The sequence below is a fragment of the Streptomyces sp. NPDC006261 genome (genome assembly GCF_040613515.1).
In the GTDB taxonomy this organism is placed as follows: domain Bacteria; phylum Actinomycetota; class Actinomycetes; order Streptomycetales; family Streptomycetaceae; genus Streptomyces.
This window is the reverse complement of record NZ_JBEXSI010000023.1, coordinates 41,682-59,219: the sequence shown is the minus strand read 5'-3', so window position 1 is coordinate 59,219 and position 17,538 is coordinate 41,682. Positions and strand designations below refer to the sequence as shown.

Below are 17,538 nucleotides of genomic sequence, written 5' to 3'. Positions count from 1 at the left end.
CACTCTGTCGAGAGTGAGGGATGTCACATGAACGGCAGTACCCCGCACAAAGGCGCACCCGGAGGCGTCTCCCGCCGCAGATTCATCACTGGAACAGGTTCTCTTCTCGGGGTCGCGGCCCTCGCCGGATCCACCACACCGGTCTGGGCCACGGCCCGGGCGGCAGCGGCCCCGATCGGATCCGGCGCCCATGTGCCGGTGTTGATCGTCGGGACCGGCTACGGCGGCTCGGTGGCCGCTCTCCGGCTCGCCCAGGCCGGCACGGACGTGCACATGGTCGAGATGGGCATGGCCTGGGACACCCCCGGCGCGGACGGCAAGATCTTCGCCAACACCACCAAGCCGGACGACCGCTCCTTCTGGCTGCGCACCAGGACGAAGCAGCCGCTCAGCAACTTCCTCGGCTTCCCGATCGACCGGCACGTCAACCGCCACACCGGGATCCTGGACGCCGAGGAGTTCGCGGGCATCACCGTCTACCAGGGGCGCGGCGTCGGGGGCGGCTCGCTGGTCAACGGCGGTATGGCCGTCACACCCAAGCGGGAGAACTTCGCCGCCATCCTCCCGTCGGTGAACGCCGCGGAGATGTACAGCACCTACTACCCGCGCGCCAACGCGGACCTCGGGGTCACCACCATCGACCCCGCGTGGTTCGACAGCGTCGACTGCTACCAGTACGCGCGGGTCGGCCGGAAGCACGCCCAGCGCTCGGGCTTTCCGTTCCTCTTCGTGCCCGCCGTGTACGACTGGGACTACATGAAGCAGGAGGCGGCCGGCACCGTCCCGAAGTCCGCGCTGGACGCCGAGATCCTCTACGGCAACAACTACGGCAAGAAGTCGCTCCAGAAGACCTACATCGACCGGAGCAAGGCCACCGGCAGGGTGGCCATCACCCCCCTGCACAAGGTCACCCGTGTCTCCCCGGCAGCCGGGGGCGGCTACACGGTCCTCATCGACCAGCTGGACACCACCGGCCGGACCACCGCCACCAAGTCCGTCACGGCGGACAAGGTCTTCTTCGCCGCGGGCAGCATCGGCACCAGCAAGCTGCTCGTCGGCCTGAAGGCGACCGGGGCGCTGCCCGGCCTCAACGACGAGATCGGCAAGGGCTGGGGCGACAACGGCAACGTCATGTGCGGCCGGGCCAACCACCTCTGGGACCCGACGGGGAAGGTCCAGTCGTCCATCCCCACCGGCGGCATCGACAACTGGGACGCCGGCGGAGCGTTCGCCGAAGTCGCTCCGCTGCCCACCGGGATCGAGACCTGGGCCTCGTTCTACCTCTCGATCACCAAGAACCCCAACCGGGCCGGGTTCACCTGGAACGCGGCGGCGGGCAGGGCCGAACTGAACTGGCAGACGGCGTGGAAGCAGCCGTCCATCGACGCCGCGAAGACCATCTTCGACAGGATCAACCAGAAGGAGGGGACGATCTACCGCACGGACCTCTTCGGCACCTACAAGATCTGGGGCGACCACCTCACCTACCACCCTCTGGGCGGCGTGGTCCTGAACAAGGCCACCGACAACTACGGCCGTCTGCACGGCTACCCGGGCCTGTACGTCATCGACGGGGCCCTGATCCCCGGTAACACCAGCGTCAACCCGTTCGTGACGATCACCGCGCTCGCCGAGCGCAACATCGAACGCATCATCGCCACCGATCTGTAGGGGCGTACGGAGAGCCCGGGGCCGGGAGTGCCAACCCGGCGGCCCCGGACTCCGTCAGTGACCCGGCAGAACACACACCGCGTCGATCCCCAGCACATGGTTGAGCCGCCCGAACGCCAGCCATGAGCCGATGCCCATGGACAGCTCCACGATCTCCACCTGGCTGTAGTACGCGGTCATCCGCTTCCAGAAGGCGTCGTCGAGACCGTGGTGGTCCAGCGCGTACCGCTCCGCGTACTCCGCCGCCAGCCGGGTCCGCGCGTCGAAGGCGTCCGTCGTACGCCACTCGGCCACCGCCCCGGCGAACTCCTCCTCGACCTTCACCCCGTCCCGCTCGGTCCGCCAGTCCAGGCAGAACAGGCACCCGTTGATCTGCGCGATCCGCAGCCGCGCGGCCTCGAACTCCCGCAGGCCCAGCGTCGTGTGCTCGTACACGGACATCGAGAACGTGGCGGCGGCCATACCGATGCCGGGGACCATCTCCCCCCACACGTAGCCGATGGGATCCTGGCCCTCCGGGACGTCGATGATCATGCCATTCTCCTTCCCAGCCTGCCGACCGCAGGCCGCAGCGGGACATCGAGCGCGTCGTACAGTCCCGGTTTCGCGTCCACCAGCCAGTCGATGGCCGAGACGAGCCGGCCGACCGCCGTGGCGTTCCCGCCCGCCGACCGGTTCTCGCCCTCGTCGGAGGCCTCGACGGTCACCTCGATACGGGGGCGGCCCTCGATCACCACCCGGTGCGCGCCCACGCCGTCGGGCGGGGAGGGCCAGTCCGGGGCGCACGAGGGATGGATACGGGTGATGTGCTCGATCACGATGCGAGGCTCCCCGCCCACGATGCCCTGCACCTCGAACCGCACCGCGCCCTGGGTGCCCGCCGCGAACTCGCCCATCGTGCGGGTGCGCACGGTCGTCTCCAGCGCCCGGCGGTCGAGCGTCTCCCGGATCTCCTCCAGGCCGACGCCCAGCGCACGGGCCATCAGGCGTATCTGACCGCCCCACACCATCGTCGGGACGGTCTCCGCCAGCATCAGCGGCTGGTGGTCCAGCGGGTGGCCCATACCGATCAGGTGGCGTACCGACTCCTCCTGCTCGTACGTGGAGTAGTCGAAGATCTCCTGACAGCGGATCACGTCCACCTCGGTGCCCAGACCGCTGACCAGCAGCGGCAGGACGTCGTTGCCCCAGCCGGGGTCGACCCCGGAGACGAAGAGGGAGCCGCCGCCCTCCGCGACGGCGGCCAGGACGGGATCCCGCAGCTCGGGCGGCGCGTTGCGCTGATCGTAGAGGGGATAGAGGGAGGGCGTGACGACGACCGCTCCGGCCCGGATCGCCCGGCCGATGTCGGTCAGCGCGTCGTCGGGGCGGATGTCGCCGGACGCCGCGTAGACCACCGCCCGGGGGCGGCCGGCCAGGACGGCGGCGATGTCGTCGGTGGCCGCGACCCCGAGCGTGCGCTCGAGACCGCCGAGTTCGCCGGCGTCGCGGCCGACCTTCGCGGGATCGTGCACGAGGACGGCGGTGAGTGTCAGTAGCGGATGGGCCTCGACGGCGCGGATCGCCGCGCGGCCGACGTTGCCGGTACCCCAGACAACCGTGGCAATCATGCGCGGAGGGTAGCGGCCGGACCGCGTACTTCCCAGAGCCGTGACGGGGTGGATTCAGGCCTTACGGAAGGACGTTCCCGGGCCGGCGGATGACCGCCGGCCCGGGAACCGTACGGAGGACTACTGCTTGGTGCGTGTGCTGTTCGGGCTGCCGGTGATCGTGAACTGCGAGCCGGGTTCGACCAGCACATGGCCGTCGCTCGAGGCGGTGATCGTCACATCGGTCAGCGTCGCGCTGCCGCGCGCGCCGCCCATAGCGAGGATGCCGGAGCCGTTGCTGGACGTGTCGGTCCGGACGTTCCGGCTCTTCACGTCCGGCATCAGGCCGCCATCCGTCTCGAACTGGATGCCGTCGTAGGGGGAGTCGATGATGTCGGTGTCGCGGATCGTGACGCCGGGGACGGGCAGGTTCTGGGGGAAGAGGGTGATCGCGCCTACAGCCCGTTGTCGGCGATCAGCGTCTGCCCGGAGAAGGGCAGTGGGTCGTGGTCGGTCGCCAGCATGATGGCCGGGTAGTTCATGGTGTCGGCGATGATGTTGTTCTCGATCTTGTTGCCGTGACCGCCGTGGACCGCGATGCCGTTAGGAGTTGTACACCGTCGAATTGCGGGTGCCGTTGGCGAAGTTGACGCCGTCCGCGTACGTGTTGCGGATCCGCACCCCGGTGAACTCGATGCCGTCGCCCGGGTCCCACGGAGCGGGGATGCTGTCGAGTCGCGGCCCGCCCGGACGCCCACATTGGCGTGCTCGATGAGGCGCGCGGAGAGACGCTCAGCCAGGAGGCTTCGGGCGGTGTGTGCTTCAGGACAGCGCCGTGCCGCGCGCCAGAAGCAGCGCCAGGTCCGCCGCCGCCACGGCCACCGCCCCCGCCAGCGCGGCCTTGTGCCACCACCGGCCGAGTACCGGCCCCAGCAGCGCCGCCGCGCCGGCGAGGACGAGGACGGCCATGGACCCGGCGTCCACCGGACCGGGCGGGCCGAGCACCAGGACACCCGTGGCCGCGAGGAGCGGCACCGGCAGCAGCAGCCGGGTCCCCCTGGTGCCGAGCCGGTGCGGCAGCCCCCGGATGCCGGCGGCCCGGTCCGCCTCGATGTCCGGGAGGGTGTCGCCCAGATGGGCCGCGCACCCCAGTAGCGCCCCCGCGGCGACCGTCCACCACCGGGGCCAGGGGGTGTCGGGCAGGCTGAGCGTCACGAGGGAGGGGAGTGCGGCGAACCCGGCCGCGTACGGCACCCAGGAGAGCACCGTCGCCTTCAGCCTCAGGTTGTAGAGCCAGGCGGCGGCGACCGCGGCCAGGTGCACCGTTCCGGCGAGAAGGCCGCAGGCCAGGGAGAGCGGTACGCACAGGGCGAGCGCGACCGCCGCCGCACGCCACACCACGCGCACGGAGGCCACGCCGTCGGCGGCCGGCTTCCCCCGCCGGCCGGCCCGGGCGTCGCGCCCCGCGTCGTAGGCGTCGTTGCACCAGCCCACCGAGAGCTGCCCGGTCAGCACCGCGACCCCGACCAGGGCGAGCCGGGCCGGGGAGAGGCCGACCCCGACGGCCAGGGCGCAGGCGAGCGCGGTCACCGCGACCACCGGCCCCGGATGGCAGGCGAGCGCCAGCCCCGCCGCGCGGCCCGGCCACCGGGCCGCCGCCGTGGCCGTGCGTGCCCCGTCCGTGGCGTCCATCCGGCGATCGTAGAGACCTCCGGGCGCGTCAACACGGCGGCCGCGCGGTTCCTTTACCGGGATTCACCCGTCTTTCTGGGCAGGATGGGGTGATGACGTCCCCGACGCAGGAGCCGCAATGACCCGCATCGCCGCGGTCCACGGCGCCCTGCCGCCCCACCGCCACACCCAGCGAGAGGTCACCGACATGGTGGCCGAAACCTGTCTGCCGCCGGGCGCCGACCGCCGCGTCCTGGACCGGCTCCACGAGAACGCCCGCGTCCGCACCCGGCACACCGCGCTGCCGCTCGACGGCTACCGGGACCTGGACGGCTTCGGCGCGGCCAACGACGTGTTCATCCGCTCGGCCGTCGACCTCGGCGGCCAGGCCGTACGCGGCGCCCTGCGCGCGGCGGGGCTGCGACCCACCGATGTGGACCTGCTGATGTTCACCTCCGTCACCGGCATCGCCGCCCCCTCCGTCGACGCCCGGCTGGTCGCCCGCCTCGGCCTGCGCTCCGATGTGAAACGGCTGCCGGTCTTCGGCCTCGGGTGCGTCGCGGGAGCCGCCGGGGTGGCCCGGATCCACGACTATCTGCTCGGCCGGCCCGACGACGTCGCCGTGCTGCTCTCGGTCGAGCTGTGCTCGCTCACCTTCCAGCGCCAGGACGTGACCCCCGCCAACCTGGTGGCCACCGCCCTGTTCGGCGACGGAGCCGCCGCGGTGGTCGCCCTCGGCGGACGGCGGGCCGTCGCCGGACCCGAGATCGTCGCCACCCGCAGCCGGATGTACCCGGAGACCGAGCACGTGATGGGCTGGGACATCGGCTCCACCGGATTCAGCGTGGTGCTCGATCCGGCCGTGCCCGACGTCGTACGCCAGTACCTCGCCGACGACGTACGGGAGTTCCTCGACGAACACGGTCTCAAGCCGAAGGACATCGCCCACTGGGTCTGCCACCCGGGCGGCCCCAAGGTCCTGGAGACCGTCACCGAGGTCCTCGACCTGCCCGACGGGGCACTGGACGTCACCTGGCGCTCGCTGGCCGATGTCGGCAACCTGTCCTCGTCCTCGGTCCTGCACGTCCTGCGGGACACCATCGAGCACCGCCGCCCCGAACCGGGCACCCCGGGTCTCCTGCTGGCCATGGGCCCGGGCTTCTGCTGCGAACTGGTGCTGCTGCGCTGGTAGGAGGGAGCCGCCCGATGACGTATTGGACACCCCCGGCCCGCCCGAGCCGGCCCGCCCGAGCCGGTCCGCCCGGGCCGGCCTGCCTGCGCCGACCCGCCCGTGAACTGGAGCGCCGCATGATCTGGTACACCGCCCTGGTGCTCGCCGTCGCCGGTGAGCGCCTCGCCGAACTCGTCGTCGCCCGCCGCAACACCCGCTGGAGCCTCGCCCGTGGCGGCACCGAGGCGGGCAGCGGCCACTACCCGGTGATGGTCGTCCTGCACACCGGCCTGCTGGCCGGGTGCCTGGCCGAGGCTCACCTCGCCGACCGCCCCTTCCTGCCCGCCCTCGGCTGGACCATGGCCGCCGTCGTCGTCGCGGCGCAGGTGCTGCGCTGGTGGTGCATCACCGCGCTCGGACCCCGGTGGAACACCCGTGTCATCGTCGTCCCCGGACTGCCCCTGGTGACCGGCGGCCCCTACCGGTGGCTGCGCCACCCGAACTACGTCGCCGTCGCCGCCGAAGGCGTCGCCCTGCCGCTGGTCCACGGCGCGTGGGTGACCGCGGTGGTCTTCACCCTGCTCAACGCCGTCCTCATGGTCGTCCGGATCCGGTGCGAGGACGAGGCGCTGGCCCGCCTTCCGGTGGCGGACGTACGGGTGTGATCGACATTCTGGTGGCGGGAGGCGGGCCGGCGGGACTGGCCGCCGCGATCCTGGCCGCCCGGTCGGGCCTGGAGGCGGTGGTGGTCGAACCCCGCCCCGCCCCCGTCGACAAGGCCTGCGGCGAGGGCATCATGCCCGGCGGCCTCGCGGCCCTCCACCGCCTCGGCGTACACCCGGCCGGGCACCCCCTGCGCGGCATCCGGTACACCGACGGGCGGCGCAGCGCGGAGGCGGAGTTCCGGGGCGCGTACGGGCTCGGCGTACGGCGCACCGCCCTGCACTCGGCCCTGCACGAGCGGGCCGAAGCCCTCGGCGTACGCATCGTGGAGGGCAGGATCCGGGAGGTCCGCCAGGACGGGCGGACCGTCACCGCCGCCGGGCTCACCGCGCGCTGGCTCATCGCCGCCGACGGGCTCCACTCGCCGCTGCGGCGCACCCTCGGGCTCGACCGCCCCGCCCCCGGCCCCGGCCGCTACGGGTTGCGCCGCCACTACCGCACCGCCCCCTGGACGGATCTGGTCGAGGTGCACTGGTCACCGTACGCAGAGGCGTACGTGACCCCCGTCGGCGAGCACCTGGTAGGCGTCGCCGTACTCAGCCGAGACCGCCGCCCCTACGAACAGCACCTGGCCGGCTTCCCGGCCCTCGCCGCCCGGCTCGGCCCCCACGCCACCCCCGTACGCGGGGCGGGCCCGCTGCGGCAGCGGGCGTCGGAGCCACGGGCCGGGCGCGTCCTGCTGGTCGGCGACGCGGCGGGGTACACCGACGCGCTGACCGGGGAGGGCATCGCGCTCGCCGTGGCCACCGCGACGGCGGCGGTCGGCTGCCTGGCCGCCGGACGGCCCGAGGACTACCCGGCGCGGTGGACGAGGGCGACGCGCCGCTACCGGCTGCTCACCCAGGCCCTGCTGGGCGCCGCGGCCCATCCCGTATCGCGCCGGATGATCGTCGCGGCGGCCCACCGCGCACCCGCCCTCTTCCGTACGGCGGTCCGCGCGCTCCAGTAGACGGACCCGTCCGATCCACTTCTGGGTGATCGAATGGCGAGGCCCGGGGTTCCGTCATAACGTCGGTCGGGTGAACGCCCGCGTTCATCCGGCCGACGGAGAGACCGACCGCCCCTGCGGGGCGCAGCGCCCTCGGAACGAGAGACGAACCCACTCATGACGGGCTCCCACGCGACACCCGGCAAGACCGCCCGGCCTGATCAGCGGGGCCCGGGCAGTGGACTGGCGCTCCTCGTCATCGCCTCGTGCCAGCTGATGGTGGTTCTCGACATCACCATCGTCAACATGGCCCTCCCGCACATGCAGAAGTCCCTGGGCTTCTCCACGGAGAACCTGTCCTGGGTGGTCAACGCCTACACGTTGACGTTCGGCGGGCTGCTGCTGCTCGGCGGAAGGCTCGGTGACATCCTCGGCCGCCGCCGTGTCTTCATCTTCGGTGTGCTGCTCTTCGTGCTCGCCTCGCTGCTCGGCGGACTCTCCCAGGAGTCCTGGCAGCTGCTGGCCGCCCGCTCGCTCCAGGGCGTCGGCGGTGCCATCGCCTCGCCGACCGCGCTGTCGCTGATCACCACGACCTTCCGCGAGGGCCCCGAACGCAACCGCGCGTTCGGGGTGTTCGCCGCGGTCTCGGCGGGCGGCAGCGCGATCGGGCTGCTGGCGGGCGGAGTCCTCGTCGAGTGGCTGGACTGGCGCTGGGTCCTGTTCGTGAACGTCCCCATCGGCCTGCTCATCGCCTTCGCCACGCCCCGCTACATCCGTGAGTCCGAACGCCACCCGGGCCGCTTCGACGTCGTCGGCGCCCTGACCTCGACCGTCGGTATGGTGCTGCTCGTCTACGGTTTCATCCGCGCCGCCGAGGACGGCTGGAGCGATCCGCTCACCCTCGGCTCCTTCGCGGCGGCGGTCGTGCTGCTGGCGCTGTTCATCTTCATCGAAAGTCGCTCCCGGCAGCCGATCACCCCGCTGTGGATGTTCCGCGACCGCAATCGCGCCGGAACGTACGCGATGATGCTGAGCCTGGCCGCGGCCATGTTCGGCATGTTCTTCTTCCTGACCCTCTTCGTCCAGAACGTGCTCGACTTCAGCCCGCTACGGGCCGGACTCGCCTTCCTGCCGGTCAGCGTCATCATCGCGGTCGGCGCCGGCCTGGCCTCCCAACTGCTGCCCAGGTGGGGGCCCAAGCCCTTCATGGTGGCGGGCGCGCTGCTGGCCGCCATCGGGCTCGGCTGGCTCACGCTGACCGACGTCCACAGCACGTACCTCGGCTCCATCCTCGGCCCGATGCTCGTCTTCGGCCTGGGCATGGGCATGCAGTTCGTCTCCCTGACCCTCATGGCGGTCTCGGGCGTCGCGCCGAAGGAGGCGGGTGCCGCGTCCGGTGTCCTCAACGCGACCCAGCAGGTCGGCGGCTCCCTCGGACTCTCCATCCTGGTGACGATGTTCGGCACGGCCAGCCGCAACGAGGCCACCGACCAGGTTCCGCGCTTCATGGAACAGGCCACCCCGGCCCAGCGGATGCAGTTCGCCAGGACCGGGGAACTGCCACCCCCCTGGGGGGACGAGGTCCTCACCGCGGGCGTCTCCAGCGCCTTCGTCGTGGCGGCCTGCTTCGCGGTCTTCGCCGCCCTGGTCGCCCTGCTGGTCATCCAGGTCCGCGCCTCCGACCTGGCCCGGCTCCAGGGCGGCGCGGCCCCAGGGGCGACGGCCCCCGGCGAGACGCTCCCCGCCGAGACCGACGAAACGTCCGACACCTCCCGAACACCACCCGACACGGCGAAAGGACCCCACAGCCATGGACTGGACCCTTGAAGTGATCGTGCTCCCCGTGACCGACCTGGACCGGGCCCGCGACTTCTACCGGGACAAGGTCGGCTTCCACGTCGACATCGACGGCGAGGTGATGCCGGGTGCGCGCGTCGTCCAGCTCACCCCGCCCGGTTCGGGCTGCTCGATCGCCCTGACCGACGGTGTGCCGAACCCGACGGGGGACCCGCGACCGGGCACGTACCACGGCCTCCAGCTCTGCGTCACCGACATCGAGGCGGCCCACGCGGAGCTCGTCGCCCGCGGGGTCGAGGTCTCCGAGCCCCAGCGGTACGCCCCCGAGGACGGAGCCACGTTCATGTACTTCACCGACCCGGACGGCAACGGCTGGGCCGTACAGGAGTACCGCCGCCGGCTGACCGAACCCCTGCACCAGGTCCTCGCCGACCTCGCCGCGAACGGGGCCGGGGAGACGGCGCACTGACCTCCTCGTCCGCTTTGTCGCTCGCACACCCGTGTATCGCGGCCCGCACCGCCCCGCGGTGGATCGCGCCGCCCCGGTCCACCACAATGCTCCCCGTATCACCGCAGTGATCCATGAACACGAGGGAGCAGCATCCAATGGCCGGCAACACAGACATGGTGGCCTTCGTCCGGGCGCGTCTCGCCGATGAGGAACAGGTCGCCCTGGCTGCCGGCGGGGACCGATGGCGGTGCCCCGCGGATGTGCCCGGCGAGGTCCACGACCGCCGAGGCGGCGTCGCGTTCACGGTGCGGGACAGCGGCTTCGACCACCACATCGCCCTGCAGGACCCCGCCCGCACCCTGGAGCGCATCGAGACGCACCGGGTGCTGCTCGGCGAGTACGTCGAGGTCGCCGGGCTGGACACCGACCGCCCGGCCCAGGACTTCGGCTCCGGCCGGGCGGTGGGCCTGGGCTTCGCCGTACGGCAGCTGGCAGCGGAGTACGCAGGGCACCCGGACTACCAGGCGCGGTGGCTGCCCCGGTTCATCCAGTAGGGAGCGCGGGGCACCGGGAATCACGGGTCGGGTTCCGGCACTCAAGACCGTCGAGGTCCTCAAGACCCCCAGGCCCGGCCCGCCCGCTGCCTCGTCGCCTCGCCGAAGAAGACCCCGTGTCTCCCCGGACGCGGAGTGCCGTCGGCCGGGCGGCCGCGGGCTTCTTCGTCGGAGTGTTTCCGGCCAATGTGCAGATGGCCGTGGACCGGCGCGGCCGGCCCCGGCCGCAGCGGGCCGCCGCCCTGGGCAGGCCGCCCCTCCGGATGCCGCTGGTGCTGTGGGCGCCGAGCGTGTCCGGAGTGCCGACGGCCCCTGAACGGGGCGCAGTCGGTGGGGTTCGAGCCACCTGCCCGGAGGAAGATCCACACCAAAATGGCGTTGCTCTCTGGTGAGGAGTGATCCCGCCGTGTAGCGTCGCCGACAGATGTCGTGGTTCGCAGTACCTGCCCGCGCCTGGCGCGGGCGTTTTGCTGTGCAGTGCCTGAGAACCAGGGCGATCACCTCCGGGTCCGCGCGGTGCGGATCCGTTTACTGCTGAGAGGTACAGGCATGGCCAGCGGAACCGTCAAGTGGTTCAACTCGGAAAAGGGCTTCGGCTTCATCGCGCAGGACGGCGGTGGCCCCGACGTCTTCGCGCACTACTCCAACATCAACTCCACCGGCTTCCGTGAGCTCCAGGAAGGCCAGGCGGTGACCTTCGACATCACCCAGGGCCAGAAGGGCCCGCAGGCGGAGAACATCACCACCGCCTGATCCGGGTTGAACGACTCCTCGGGCCCCCGGGACGCATCGCGTCCCGGGGGCCCGAGGGCGTCCGGCGCTGGTTCCGAGCGGATCGGTCCCATCCGGTTCGCGGGGCGCATGCCGGGCACCCGGGATGTCCGAGCCGTAGATCCCGGAGCTTCCGGGCCGAGCAGGAAGGACATCCCATGCTCAAGGCCATCGCCGATGTGCTGCGGTCCGTCGGAGGAGCCATAGCCACCGTGGTCACGCTGCCCTTCCGGGCCCTCGCCCGCCTCTTCGGGGGTGCGTCGAGCACGGCGCGCGGACACCACTGAGCTGATGTGCACGAGGGTCCCGTGCCCCGGCCCGTGCAAGGACCCGGGGACGGGACCTTCGTACGTCCCCTCCCGTCCGCAGTGAGCGCCTACCCCGTGGACTCGTCCGGCGTCGGGTGCTCCTCGGGGTGCGCGCCGGCGTTGCGCGGCTCGTCGCGGCCGGAACCCGCCTCGTCCGTGTCGGGCCGGTCGCCGCTCTCGCGGGCGACCCTCTCCGGAATCGGTATGCCGAGGGCGTCCTCGCCCTCCTGGGTCTGCTGGTCCGGCATGTCCGCCGGTACGGGAGGCGGGCTGCCGGAAGCCCCGGTGTAGGCGGTTCCTTCCGGCCTGCGGTCGGTCATGAGAGCTTCCTTCCGTACTGCCCCGGAGAGAGCCCGGGGACGAATCGTTCGTCCTGCTGGGTACCCGTTGCGGCACGAACGATTCGCCGGAGACCGGCGCCGGGGAGACTTCCCACCGGGGAGTGTGGCCCGCGCAGGTGGGGGTACTCGGGTTTCGCCCGAGCGCACGACCCGGGCACACGACGTTCACACGAGGAACCGCACGGAAGGATCCCCCCGCATGTTGATGGCCCACCCCACCGTGCTGCGCAATCTGGTCGAGCAGTACGAGGCCCTGCGCCTGCTGCACGCGGAGAGCGGCAGCGCCGAGGCGCGGCAGCGCCTGGACGATGTGGCCTACACCTTGTGCGTCTCGACGGGCACGGGCGATGCCGACAGCGCGCTGGTCGCCGCCCGGCACCGGCTCCCGGGGGCCCGTCCCGAGGACGACTCCGTCCTCCCGGCCTGACCGCCGGATGAACACCGAAGGGGTGGGCGCTGTGGTGCGGACCGTGGGCGTGGAAGAAGAACTGCTGTTGGTCGACCCGGAGAGCGGTGAGGCTCGCGCTCTGTCCACGCCCGTGCTGGCTCTTGCCGAGAAGGACGCGGGGGGCAAGTCGGCCTTCGAGCCGGAGCTGCACCGCCAGCAGCTGGAGTTCGCGACGCATCCCTGCCGCGAGATGGACGAGATCGCCGACGCGGTGCACCGGTGGCGCGCCGAGGCGATCCGCCACGCCGCCGAGGTGGGGGCGTCGGTCGCGGCTCTGGCGACCTCGCCGCTGCCGGTGAGCCCCATGATCGGGACGGGGGAGCGGTACAAATGGATGGCGGAGCGCTACGGGCTGACCGCACAGGAGCAGCTGACCTGCGGATGCCACGTCCACGTCTCGGTCGAGTCGGACGAGGAGGGCGTCGCCGTGCTCGACCGGATCCGCGGCTGGCTGCCGGTCCTGCTGGCCCTGAGCGCCAATTCTCCCTTCTGGCAGGCGCAGGACACCCAGTACGCCAGCTACCGCAGCCGGGTGTGGGGCAGGTGGCCCTCGGCCGGGCCCGTGGAGCTCCACGGTTCCGCCGAGCGCTACCACGAGCGGGTGAAGACCCTCGTCGGTACCGGTGTGCTCAAGGACGAGGGGATGGTCTACTTCGACGCGCGCCTCTCGCACACCTACCCCACAGTGGAAGTCAGGATCGCCGACGTCTGCCTCGACCCGGCGGACACGGTGCTGCTGGCCACGCTGGTGCGGGCACTGGTGGAGACGGCCGCGCGGGAGTGGCGGGCCGGGAAACCCGCTCCGGACACCGACGTGGCGCTGCTGCGGGTGGCGTCCTGGCAGTCGGCCCGTTCGGGTCTTGAGGACCGGCTGATCCACCCCCGCACCCTGCGGCCCGAGCCCGCGGCCGACGTGCTCCAGGCGCTCCTGGCGCATGTGCGGGACGCCCTGGAGGACAGCGGCGACCTGAAGGCCGCCCGGAATGCGCTGACCGCCCTGGAAGGGCGCGGCAACGGGGCCAGGGTCCAGCGCGAGATCCTGCAGCGGACCGGAAGCCTCCGCGCCACCGTCGCGGAATGCGTCCGGATCACGGGGGGATGAGAAGAACGACCGGCGACACGACCGCATGACCTGCGAGGAAAGGAGCAGCACATGGCCACCACCGATCTCGGCAACCGCCGGATCCTGGCGATCGTCACCAACTACGGGGTCGAGCAGGACGAACTCGTCGTCCCCGTGAAGCACCTGCGCGACAAGGGGGCCCAGGTGGGTGTCGCTGCGGTCTCCGACGAGGAGATCCGCACCCTCGTGGGCGACCGCGACCCAGGCGACACCGTGCGGCCCGACCTCACCCTGGCGGACGTCGACCCCGCCGCATACGACCTCCTGCTCGTCCCGGGCGGCACGCTCAACGCCGACACCCTGCGCCTCCAGGACGCCACCACCCGCATCGTCAGCTCGTTCGCGGCGTCCGGACGGCCCGTCGCCGCCATCTGTCACGGTCCGTGGGCGCTCATCGAGGGCGGCTACGTCCAGGGCAAGACACTCACCTCGTACGCGTCCCTCAAGACCGACATCACCAACGCCGGCGGCTCCTGGGTCGACAAGTCGGTGGTCCGCGACGACGAGGGCGGCTGGCCGCTGATCACCTCGCGGAACCCCGACGACCTGGAGGACTTCCTTCGCGAGATCGACGCGGTGCTCACCGAGTCCTGACACGCGCCCGACGGCCCCCGCTCGCGTACCGCGGCGGGGGCCGTCGGCGTGTTCGCGTACGCATACGGAGAGGGCGGAAGGGTCACTGCGCACTTACCGGCCCGCTAGCGCTCGCGATATCCAAGAACTGCATCCCCGGCTGCCAGGGCCCGGTCGTCAAGTGCAACGAACCCAAGCGCGGCTGGACCCAAGGGCGTCGGCGGCTGCCCCTTGGCGGCGGCCAGGGCGGACCGGCACCGCTTGAGTGGCCGGCCCGGATCGAGGCGCTCCATCCCGGCCGACAATCTCCCTGACACACAGGGGAGTTGTGGGTAAGGTCGCTGTCGTCGAAGTAAAGGCAGCCTTACCTACATTGAAGGCCTGGGTCCGAGGCCCGAGTTCAAGGAGGATCGGTGACCAACCCGTTCGAGGACGAGAACGGCACCTACCTGGTGCTCGTCAACGACGAGGGGCAGCACTCCCTGTGGCCCTCCTTCGTGGAGGTGCCCGCCGGCTGGACCGTGGCCCACCCTGAGGACACCCGCCAGGCCTGCCTCGACTACGTGGAGCAGAACTGGACCGACCTGCGGCCCAGGAGCCTGACGGAGAGCATGGCGGTCGATCCGGCATGAGTCCTGCGCGCGAACCGGGTCGCCACCGGGCGCCCGGTACGCCGTCGCTGTCCGCAAGGAGCGCACGGAGCAGCGGACGGTGTTCGGCGAGGGACAGGGCGCAGGCCCTCGGGTACCGGTACGCCTAGGCTGCCACCGGTATCAGCAACGGCAGCGACCCAGGAGCGTGCACCATGTCCGACCCCGCCCCGCGCCACCCGTACCCCGACGCCTTCCGCCCCGACGAAGCACCGGCACCGCACCCGCTCCTCGCGCCGGTACTCGGTCTGCTGGGCACCTGGACGGGAAGCGGACGCGGCGGCTACCCGACGCTCGACGACGCGTTCGCCTACGAGCAGGAGATCACCTTCAGCCATGACGGACGCCCCTTCCTCCACTACGCGTCGCGCGCCTGGCTGGTCGACGCGGACGGGGGTCCCCTTCGGCCCTCGGCCCGGGAGAGCGGCTGGTGGCGGCTGCAGCCTGAAGGGCGGGTGGAAGCGCTGATCACCCAGCCCACCGGCGTCGCGGAGATCGCGGTCGGCCAGGCAGGCGAGAGCACCGTCGACCTCCTCACCCACGAAGTGGCGCTCGCCCCCACCGCCAAACAGGTCGACGCCACCCGCCGCCGCTACACCCTGACCGACGAGGACACCCTCACCTTCGTCCACGACCTCGCGGCGGTCGGACAGCCGCTGCAGCACCACCTGGCGGCGGAGTTCCGGCGGTGTTCGAAGACCTGACCCGCAACTGGCGAGGATAGATCGGATTTGCATACGGAGGGTCTTCTGGGGCATATGGACAGGACAACTTTTGGTAAGGAGTTCGTATCCGATGTCCATGCCCAGTTACCCTCAGCAGCCGAACGCGGACCAGGCGCCGTACGGCGCGCAGTACGGCGCTCCCGAACCCGCCAGGAGCAACGGTTTCGCGGTCACCGCTCTCGTCCTGGGCCTGCTCGCCTGCCTCTTCTTCTGGACGGTCGTCGGCGGGCTCCTTCTCGGCCTGCTCGCGCTGGTGTTCGGCATCCTCGGGGCGCTGCGTGCCCGCCAGGGGAGGGCCCCGCGCAAGGGCATGGCGATCGCCGGTGCGGTCCTCGGCGCACTGGGGCTGATCGGCTCGGCCATCGTCCTCGTCATCGGCATCTCCGTCGTGAACTCCGGGTCGTTCCAGGACTTCCAGGACTGCGTGCGCAACGCGAACAGCCAGGCCGAAGAGGACCGCTGCGCCGAGGACTTCGGCGAGAGTCTGTTCAAGTGACCTCGAACGGCGGGACGGCGGTTTGCGGCCGCGGCCGGAGTTTGTGACGGTAGGGGCGGGGAGTGGTCTTCCTCACCACCGGATCCGACGGTCCGGCGGATCATGTGTGCCCAACCGAGCAGAGGAAGAGGAGGGTTCGATGTCCTCGAAGCGACGTCGTAAGAAGAAGGCCCGCCGCAAGAACGGCGCCAACCACGGCAAGCGCCCGCAGAGCTGAGGCCGGCCCGGGGGCCCGAGGGGCAGCACCGCACGGTGCTGCCCCTCGGGCCTGTTCCGGGCAGGCCCCACGGGGCGTGCCCGGAACGCCGGCTGTCCGTCGATGCGGGAGAGAGGCCGGAGCGCTCATAAGGTAGCTCTCATGTCTGCCCCGTTGAGCTCCGAAAAGACTGCGGCCGCGCTCCGCAGATCGGCACGCGTCTCGGTCGAACTGCTCCTGGTCCTGTTGCTGGCCGCCGTCGCCCTGTGGCTTGTGGGCCGGACGTGGCCGGTGGTGTGGCCCCTCATGGTGGGTCTGCTTCTCACCACCCTGACCTGGCCGTTCGCCCGCTTCCTGCGCCGACACGGGTGGCGTCCCGCGCCGGCCGCGGCGCTGGTGACCGTGCTGTTCCTCCTGGTCGGCACCGGCATCGTGGCGCTGATCGCGATCCCGGTGGCCTCCCAGTCCGGCCAGCTCGCCGACGGTGTCGTAGAAGGCATCGGCAGGCTGCGCGAGTGGGCCGCCGGACCGCCGCTGAACATCAGCGACGACCAGATCACGGGTGCCTTCGACGCTGCTGTCGACCGCATCGAGAACAGTGTGGGCAGCGTGCTCACCACGGCGGTCACCGGGGTGAGCACGGTCTTCAGCGGTCTGATCACCGCCGTGCTGGCTCTCTTCCTGATGTTCTTCTTCCTCAAGGACGGCCCGCGATTCCTCCCGTGGCTCGCCCGCCAGCTGCCCGGCCGGCTCGCCACCGACGTCCCGGTCGTGGCCGAGCGCTGCTGGGACACGCTCGGTTCGTTCGTGCGGTGCCAGGCCTTCGTGGGCTTGCTGGACGCCGTCTTCATCGGCATCGGTCTGTGGATCCTGGACGTTCCCCTGGTGCTCCCGCTGGCGGTGCTGACCTTCGTCTCCGCGTTCGTACCGATCGTCGGCGCGGTCTTCGCCGGCCTCGTCGCGGTCCTCATCGCGCTGGTCTCCAACGGCCTGACGGACGCGCTGCTCGTGCTGGCGATCATCGTCGCGGTGCAGCAGCTGGAGGGCAACGTCTTCCAGCCCATGATCCAGAGCCGCGGGCTCGGCCTGCACGCCGCCGTGGTCCTGCTGGCGGTGACGCTCGGCGGCAGTCTGGCCGGCGTCGTGGGGAGCCTGCTCGCGGTTCCGGTGGCCGCGCTGATCGCCGTGGTCTGGAACTACCTGCGCGAGCAGCTCAGTGATCCGCAGGAGGGGCCGGAGCAGCAGCACCGGGAACCGGAGCCGGGACCGGCCCCGGGCGGCGGCCCCGACGCCCCTGTTCCCGCCTGACGCGGTCCGGTCGGGCCGGCAGCGTAACTCCCCGCCTCACCGCG

The 17,538-nt window shown here is 71.5% G+C and carries 20 protein-coding genes and 2 pseudogenes; 17 read left to right on the top strand and 5 right to left on the bottom strand.

Annotated elements, in window-relative coordinates; translation table 11 throughout:
- Positions 1-27 precede the first annotated feature (27 nt).
- Positions 28-1,671: a GMC oxidoreductase gene (locus ABZ154_RS17315; protein WP_356833411.1), complete on the top strand. Its 1,644-nt coding sequence runs from the start codon at positions 28-30 to the stop codon at positions 1,669-1,671.
- A gap of 54 nt (positions 1,672-1,725) precedes the next feature.
- Here the strand turns inward: ABZ154_RS17315 and ABZ154_RS17310 are convergent, their stop codons facing one another.
- The 4 genes and pseudogenes from ABZ154_RS17310 to ABZ154_RS17295 all read right to left on the bottom strand — a co-directional run bounded on the left by ABZ154_RS17310 (position 1,726) and on the right by ABZ154_RS17295 (position 4,952).
- Positions 1,726-2,205 (bottom strand): carboxymuconolactone decarboxylase family protein, encoded by a 480-nt coding sequence (locus tag ABZ154_RS17310; RefSeq protein ID WP_356833409.1) that lies wholly within the window; start codon positions 2,203-2,205, stop codon positions 1,726-1,728.
- Entirely contained in the window at positions 2,202-3,281 is a 1,080-nt protein-coding gene (locus ABZ154_RS17305; RefSeq protein WP_356833407.1) for a dihydrodipicolinate reductase, read from the bottom strand. Before ABZ154_RS17305 ends, ABZ154_RS17310 begins: the two co-directional genes overlap by 4 nt.
- A gap of 120 nt (positions 3,282-3,401) precedes the next feature.
- Positions 3,402-4,033 (bottom strand): annotated as a pseudogene (locus ABZ154_RS17300) (APHP domain-containing protein); the annotation flags it as partial.
- 49 nt (positions 4,034-4,082) lie between these two features.
- On the bottom strand, positions 4,083-4,952 hold the full coding sequence (locus ABZ154_RS17295) for a UbiA family prenyltransferase (protein WP_356833405.1): 870 nt from the start codon (positions 4,950-4,952) through the stop codon (positions 4,083-4,085).
- Positions 4,953-5,070: 118 nt separating this feature from the next.
- Between ABZ154_RS17295 and ABZ154_RS17290 the strand changes: the two genes are divergently transcribed.
- From ABZ154_RS17290 to ABZ154_RS17250, 9 genes and pseudogenes are all read left to right on the top strand, one after another.
- Positions 5,071-6,123, top strand: coding sequence for a 3-oxoacyl-[acyl-carrier-protein] synthase III C-terminal domain-containing protein (locus ABZ154_RS17290; RefSeq protein ID WP_356833403.1), 1,053 nt, complete (start codon positions 5,071-5,073; stop codon positions 6,121-6,123).
- 116 nt (positions 6,124-6,239) lie between these two features.
- Positions 6,240-6,767: an isoprenylcysteine carboxyl methyltransferase family protein gene (locus ABZ154_RS17285; RefSeq protein ID WP_356833401.1), complete on the top strand. Its 528-nt coding sequence runs from the start codon at positions 6,240-6,242 to the stop codon at positions 6,765-6,767.
- On the top strand, positions 6,764-7,774 hold the full coding sequence (locus tag ABZ154_RS17280; protein WP_356833400.1) for an FAD-dependent monooxygenase: 1,011 nt from the start codon (positions 6,764-6,766) through the stop codon (positions 7,772-7,774). Before ABZ154_RS17285 ends, ABZ154_RS17280 begins: the two co-directional genes overlap by 4 nt.
- A 156-nt stretch (positions 7,775-7,930) precedes the next feature.
- Positions 7,931-9,580, top strand: coding sequence for an MFS transporter (locus ABZ154_RS17275; protein ID WP_356833398.1), 1,650 nt, complete (start codon positions 7,931-7,933; stop codon positions 9,578-9,580).
- Entirely contained in the window at positions 9,564-10,019 is a 456-nt protein-coding gene (locus ABZ154_RS17270; RefSeq protein WP_356833396.1) for a VOC family protein, read from the top strand. Before ABZ154_RS17275 ends, ABZ154_RS17270 begins: the two co-directional genes overlap by 17 nt.
- Before the next feature lie 137 nt (positions 10,020-10,156).
- The gene (locus tag ABZ154_RS17265) at positions 10,157-10,555 is read left to right on the top strand and encodes a DUF6221 family protein (protein ID WP_356833394.1); all 399 of its coding nucleotides are present in this window, start codon (positions 10,157-10,159) and stop codon (positions 10,553-10,555) included.
- A 122-nt stretch (positions 10,556-10,677) separates the two neighbouring features.
- A pseudogene (locus ABZ154_RS17260) lies at positions 10,678-10,947 on the top strand (hypothetical protein); the annotation flags it as partial.
- Positions 10,948-11,104: 157 nt separating this feature from the next.
- Positions 11,105-11,308 (top strand): cold-shock protein, encoded by a 204-nt coding sequence (locus tag ABZ154_RS17255; RefSeq protein WP_003964323.1) that lies wholly within the window; start codon positions 11,105-11,107, stop codon positions 11,306-11,308.
- A 176-nt stretch (positions 11,309-11,484) separates the two neighbouring features.
- The gene (locus ABZ154_RS17250) at positions 11,485-11,613 is read left to right on the top strand and encodes an LPFR motif small protein (RefSeq protein ID WP_018512899.1); all 129 of its coding nucleotides are present in this window, start codon (positions 11,485-11,487) and stop codon (positions 11,611-11,613) included.
- A gap of 89 nt (positions 11,614-11,702) precedes the next feature.
- Here the strand turns inward: ABZ154_RS17250 and ABZ154_RS17245 are convergent, their stop codons facing one another.
- Positions 11,703-11,954: a hypothetical protein gene (locus tag ABZ154_RS17245; RefSeq protein ID WP_356833390.1), complete on the bottom strand. Its 252-nt coding sequence runs from the start codon at positions 11,952-11,954 to the stop codon at positions 11,703-11,705.
- 220 nt (positions 11,955-12,174) lie between these two features.
- On the opposite strand from ABZ154_RS17245, the gene ABZ154_RS17240 reads away from it, so the two are divergent.
- The 7 genes from ABZ154_RS17240 to ABZ154_RS17210 all read left to right on the top strand — a co-directional run bounded on the left by ABZ154_RS17240 (position 12,175) and on the right by ABZ154_RS17210 (position 17,494).
- On the top strand, positions 12,175-12,402 hold the full coding sequence (locus tag ABZ154_RS17240) for a DUF5133 domain-containing protein (protein ID WP_356833388.1): 228 nt from the start codon (positions 12,175-12,177) through the stop codon (positions 12,400-12,402).
- Positions 12,403-12,409: 7 nt separating this feature from the next.
- On the top strand, positions 12,410-13,525 hold the full coding sequence (locus ABZ154_RS17235; protein WP_356833386.1) for a glutamate--cysteine ligase: 1,116 nt from the start codon (positions 12,410-12,412) through the stop codon (positions 13,523-13,525).
- A 51-nt stretch (positions 13,526-13,576) separates the two neighbouring features.
- Positions 13,577-14,140: a type 1 glutamine amidotransferase domain-containing protein gene (locus ABZ154_RS17230; protein ID WP_356833384.1), complete on the top strand. Its 564-nt coding sequence runs from the start codon at positions 13,577-13,579 to the stop codon at positions 14,138-14,140.
- A gap of 392 nt (positions 14,141-14,532) precedes the next feature.
- Positions 14,533-14,751 carry an MbtH family protein gene (locus ABZ154_RS17225; protein WP_356833382.1) on the top strand — a complete coding sequence of 73 codons (219 nt, stop codon included), beginning with the start codon at positions 14,533-14,535 and terminating at the stop codon, positions 14,749-14,751.
- A gap of 173 nt (positions 14,752-14,924) precedes the next feature.
- Complete coding sequence (locus ABZ154_RS17220) at positions 14,925-15,473, top strand: FABP family protein (RefSeq protein WP_356833380.1); 549 nt, start codon at positions 14,925-14,927, stop codon at positions 15,471-15,473.
- 91 nt (positions 15,474-15,564) lie between these two features.
- A complete protein-coding gene (locus ABZ154_RS17215) occupies positions 15,565-15,990 on the top strand; it encodes a DUF4190 domain-containing protein (protein ID WP_356833378.1) in 426 nt (141 codons plus the stop codon).
- A 358-nt stretch (positions 15,991-16,348) separates the two neighbouring features.
- Positions 16,349-17,494 (top strand): AI-2E family transporter, encoded by a 1,146-nt coding sequence (locus ABZ154_RS17210; protein WP_356833376.1) that lies wholly within the window; start codon positions 16,349-16,351, stop codon positions 17,492-17,494.
- Positions 17,495-17,538 lie beyond the last annotated feature (44 nt).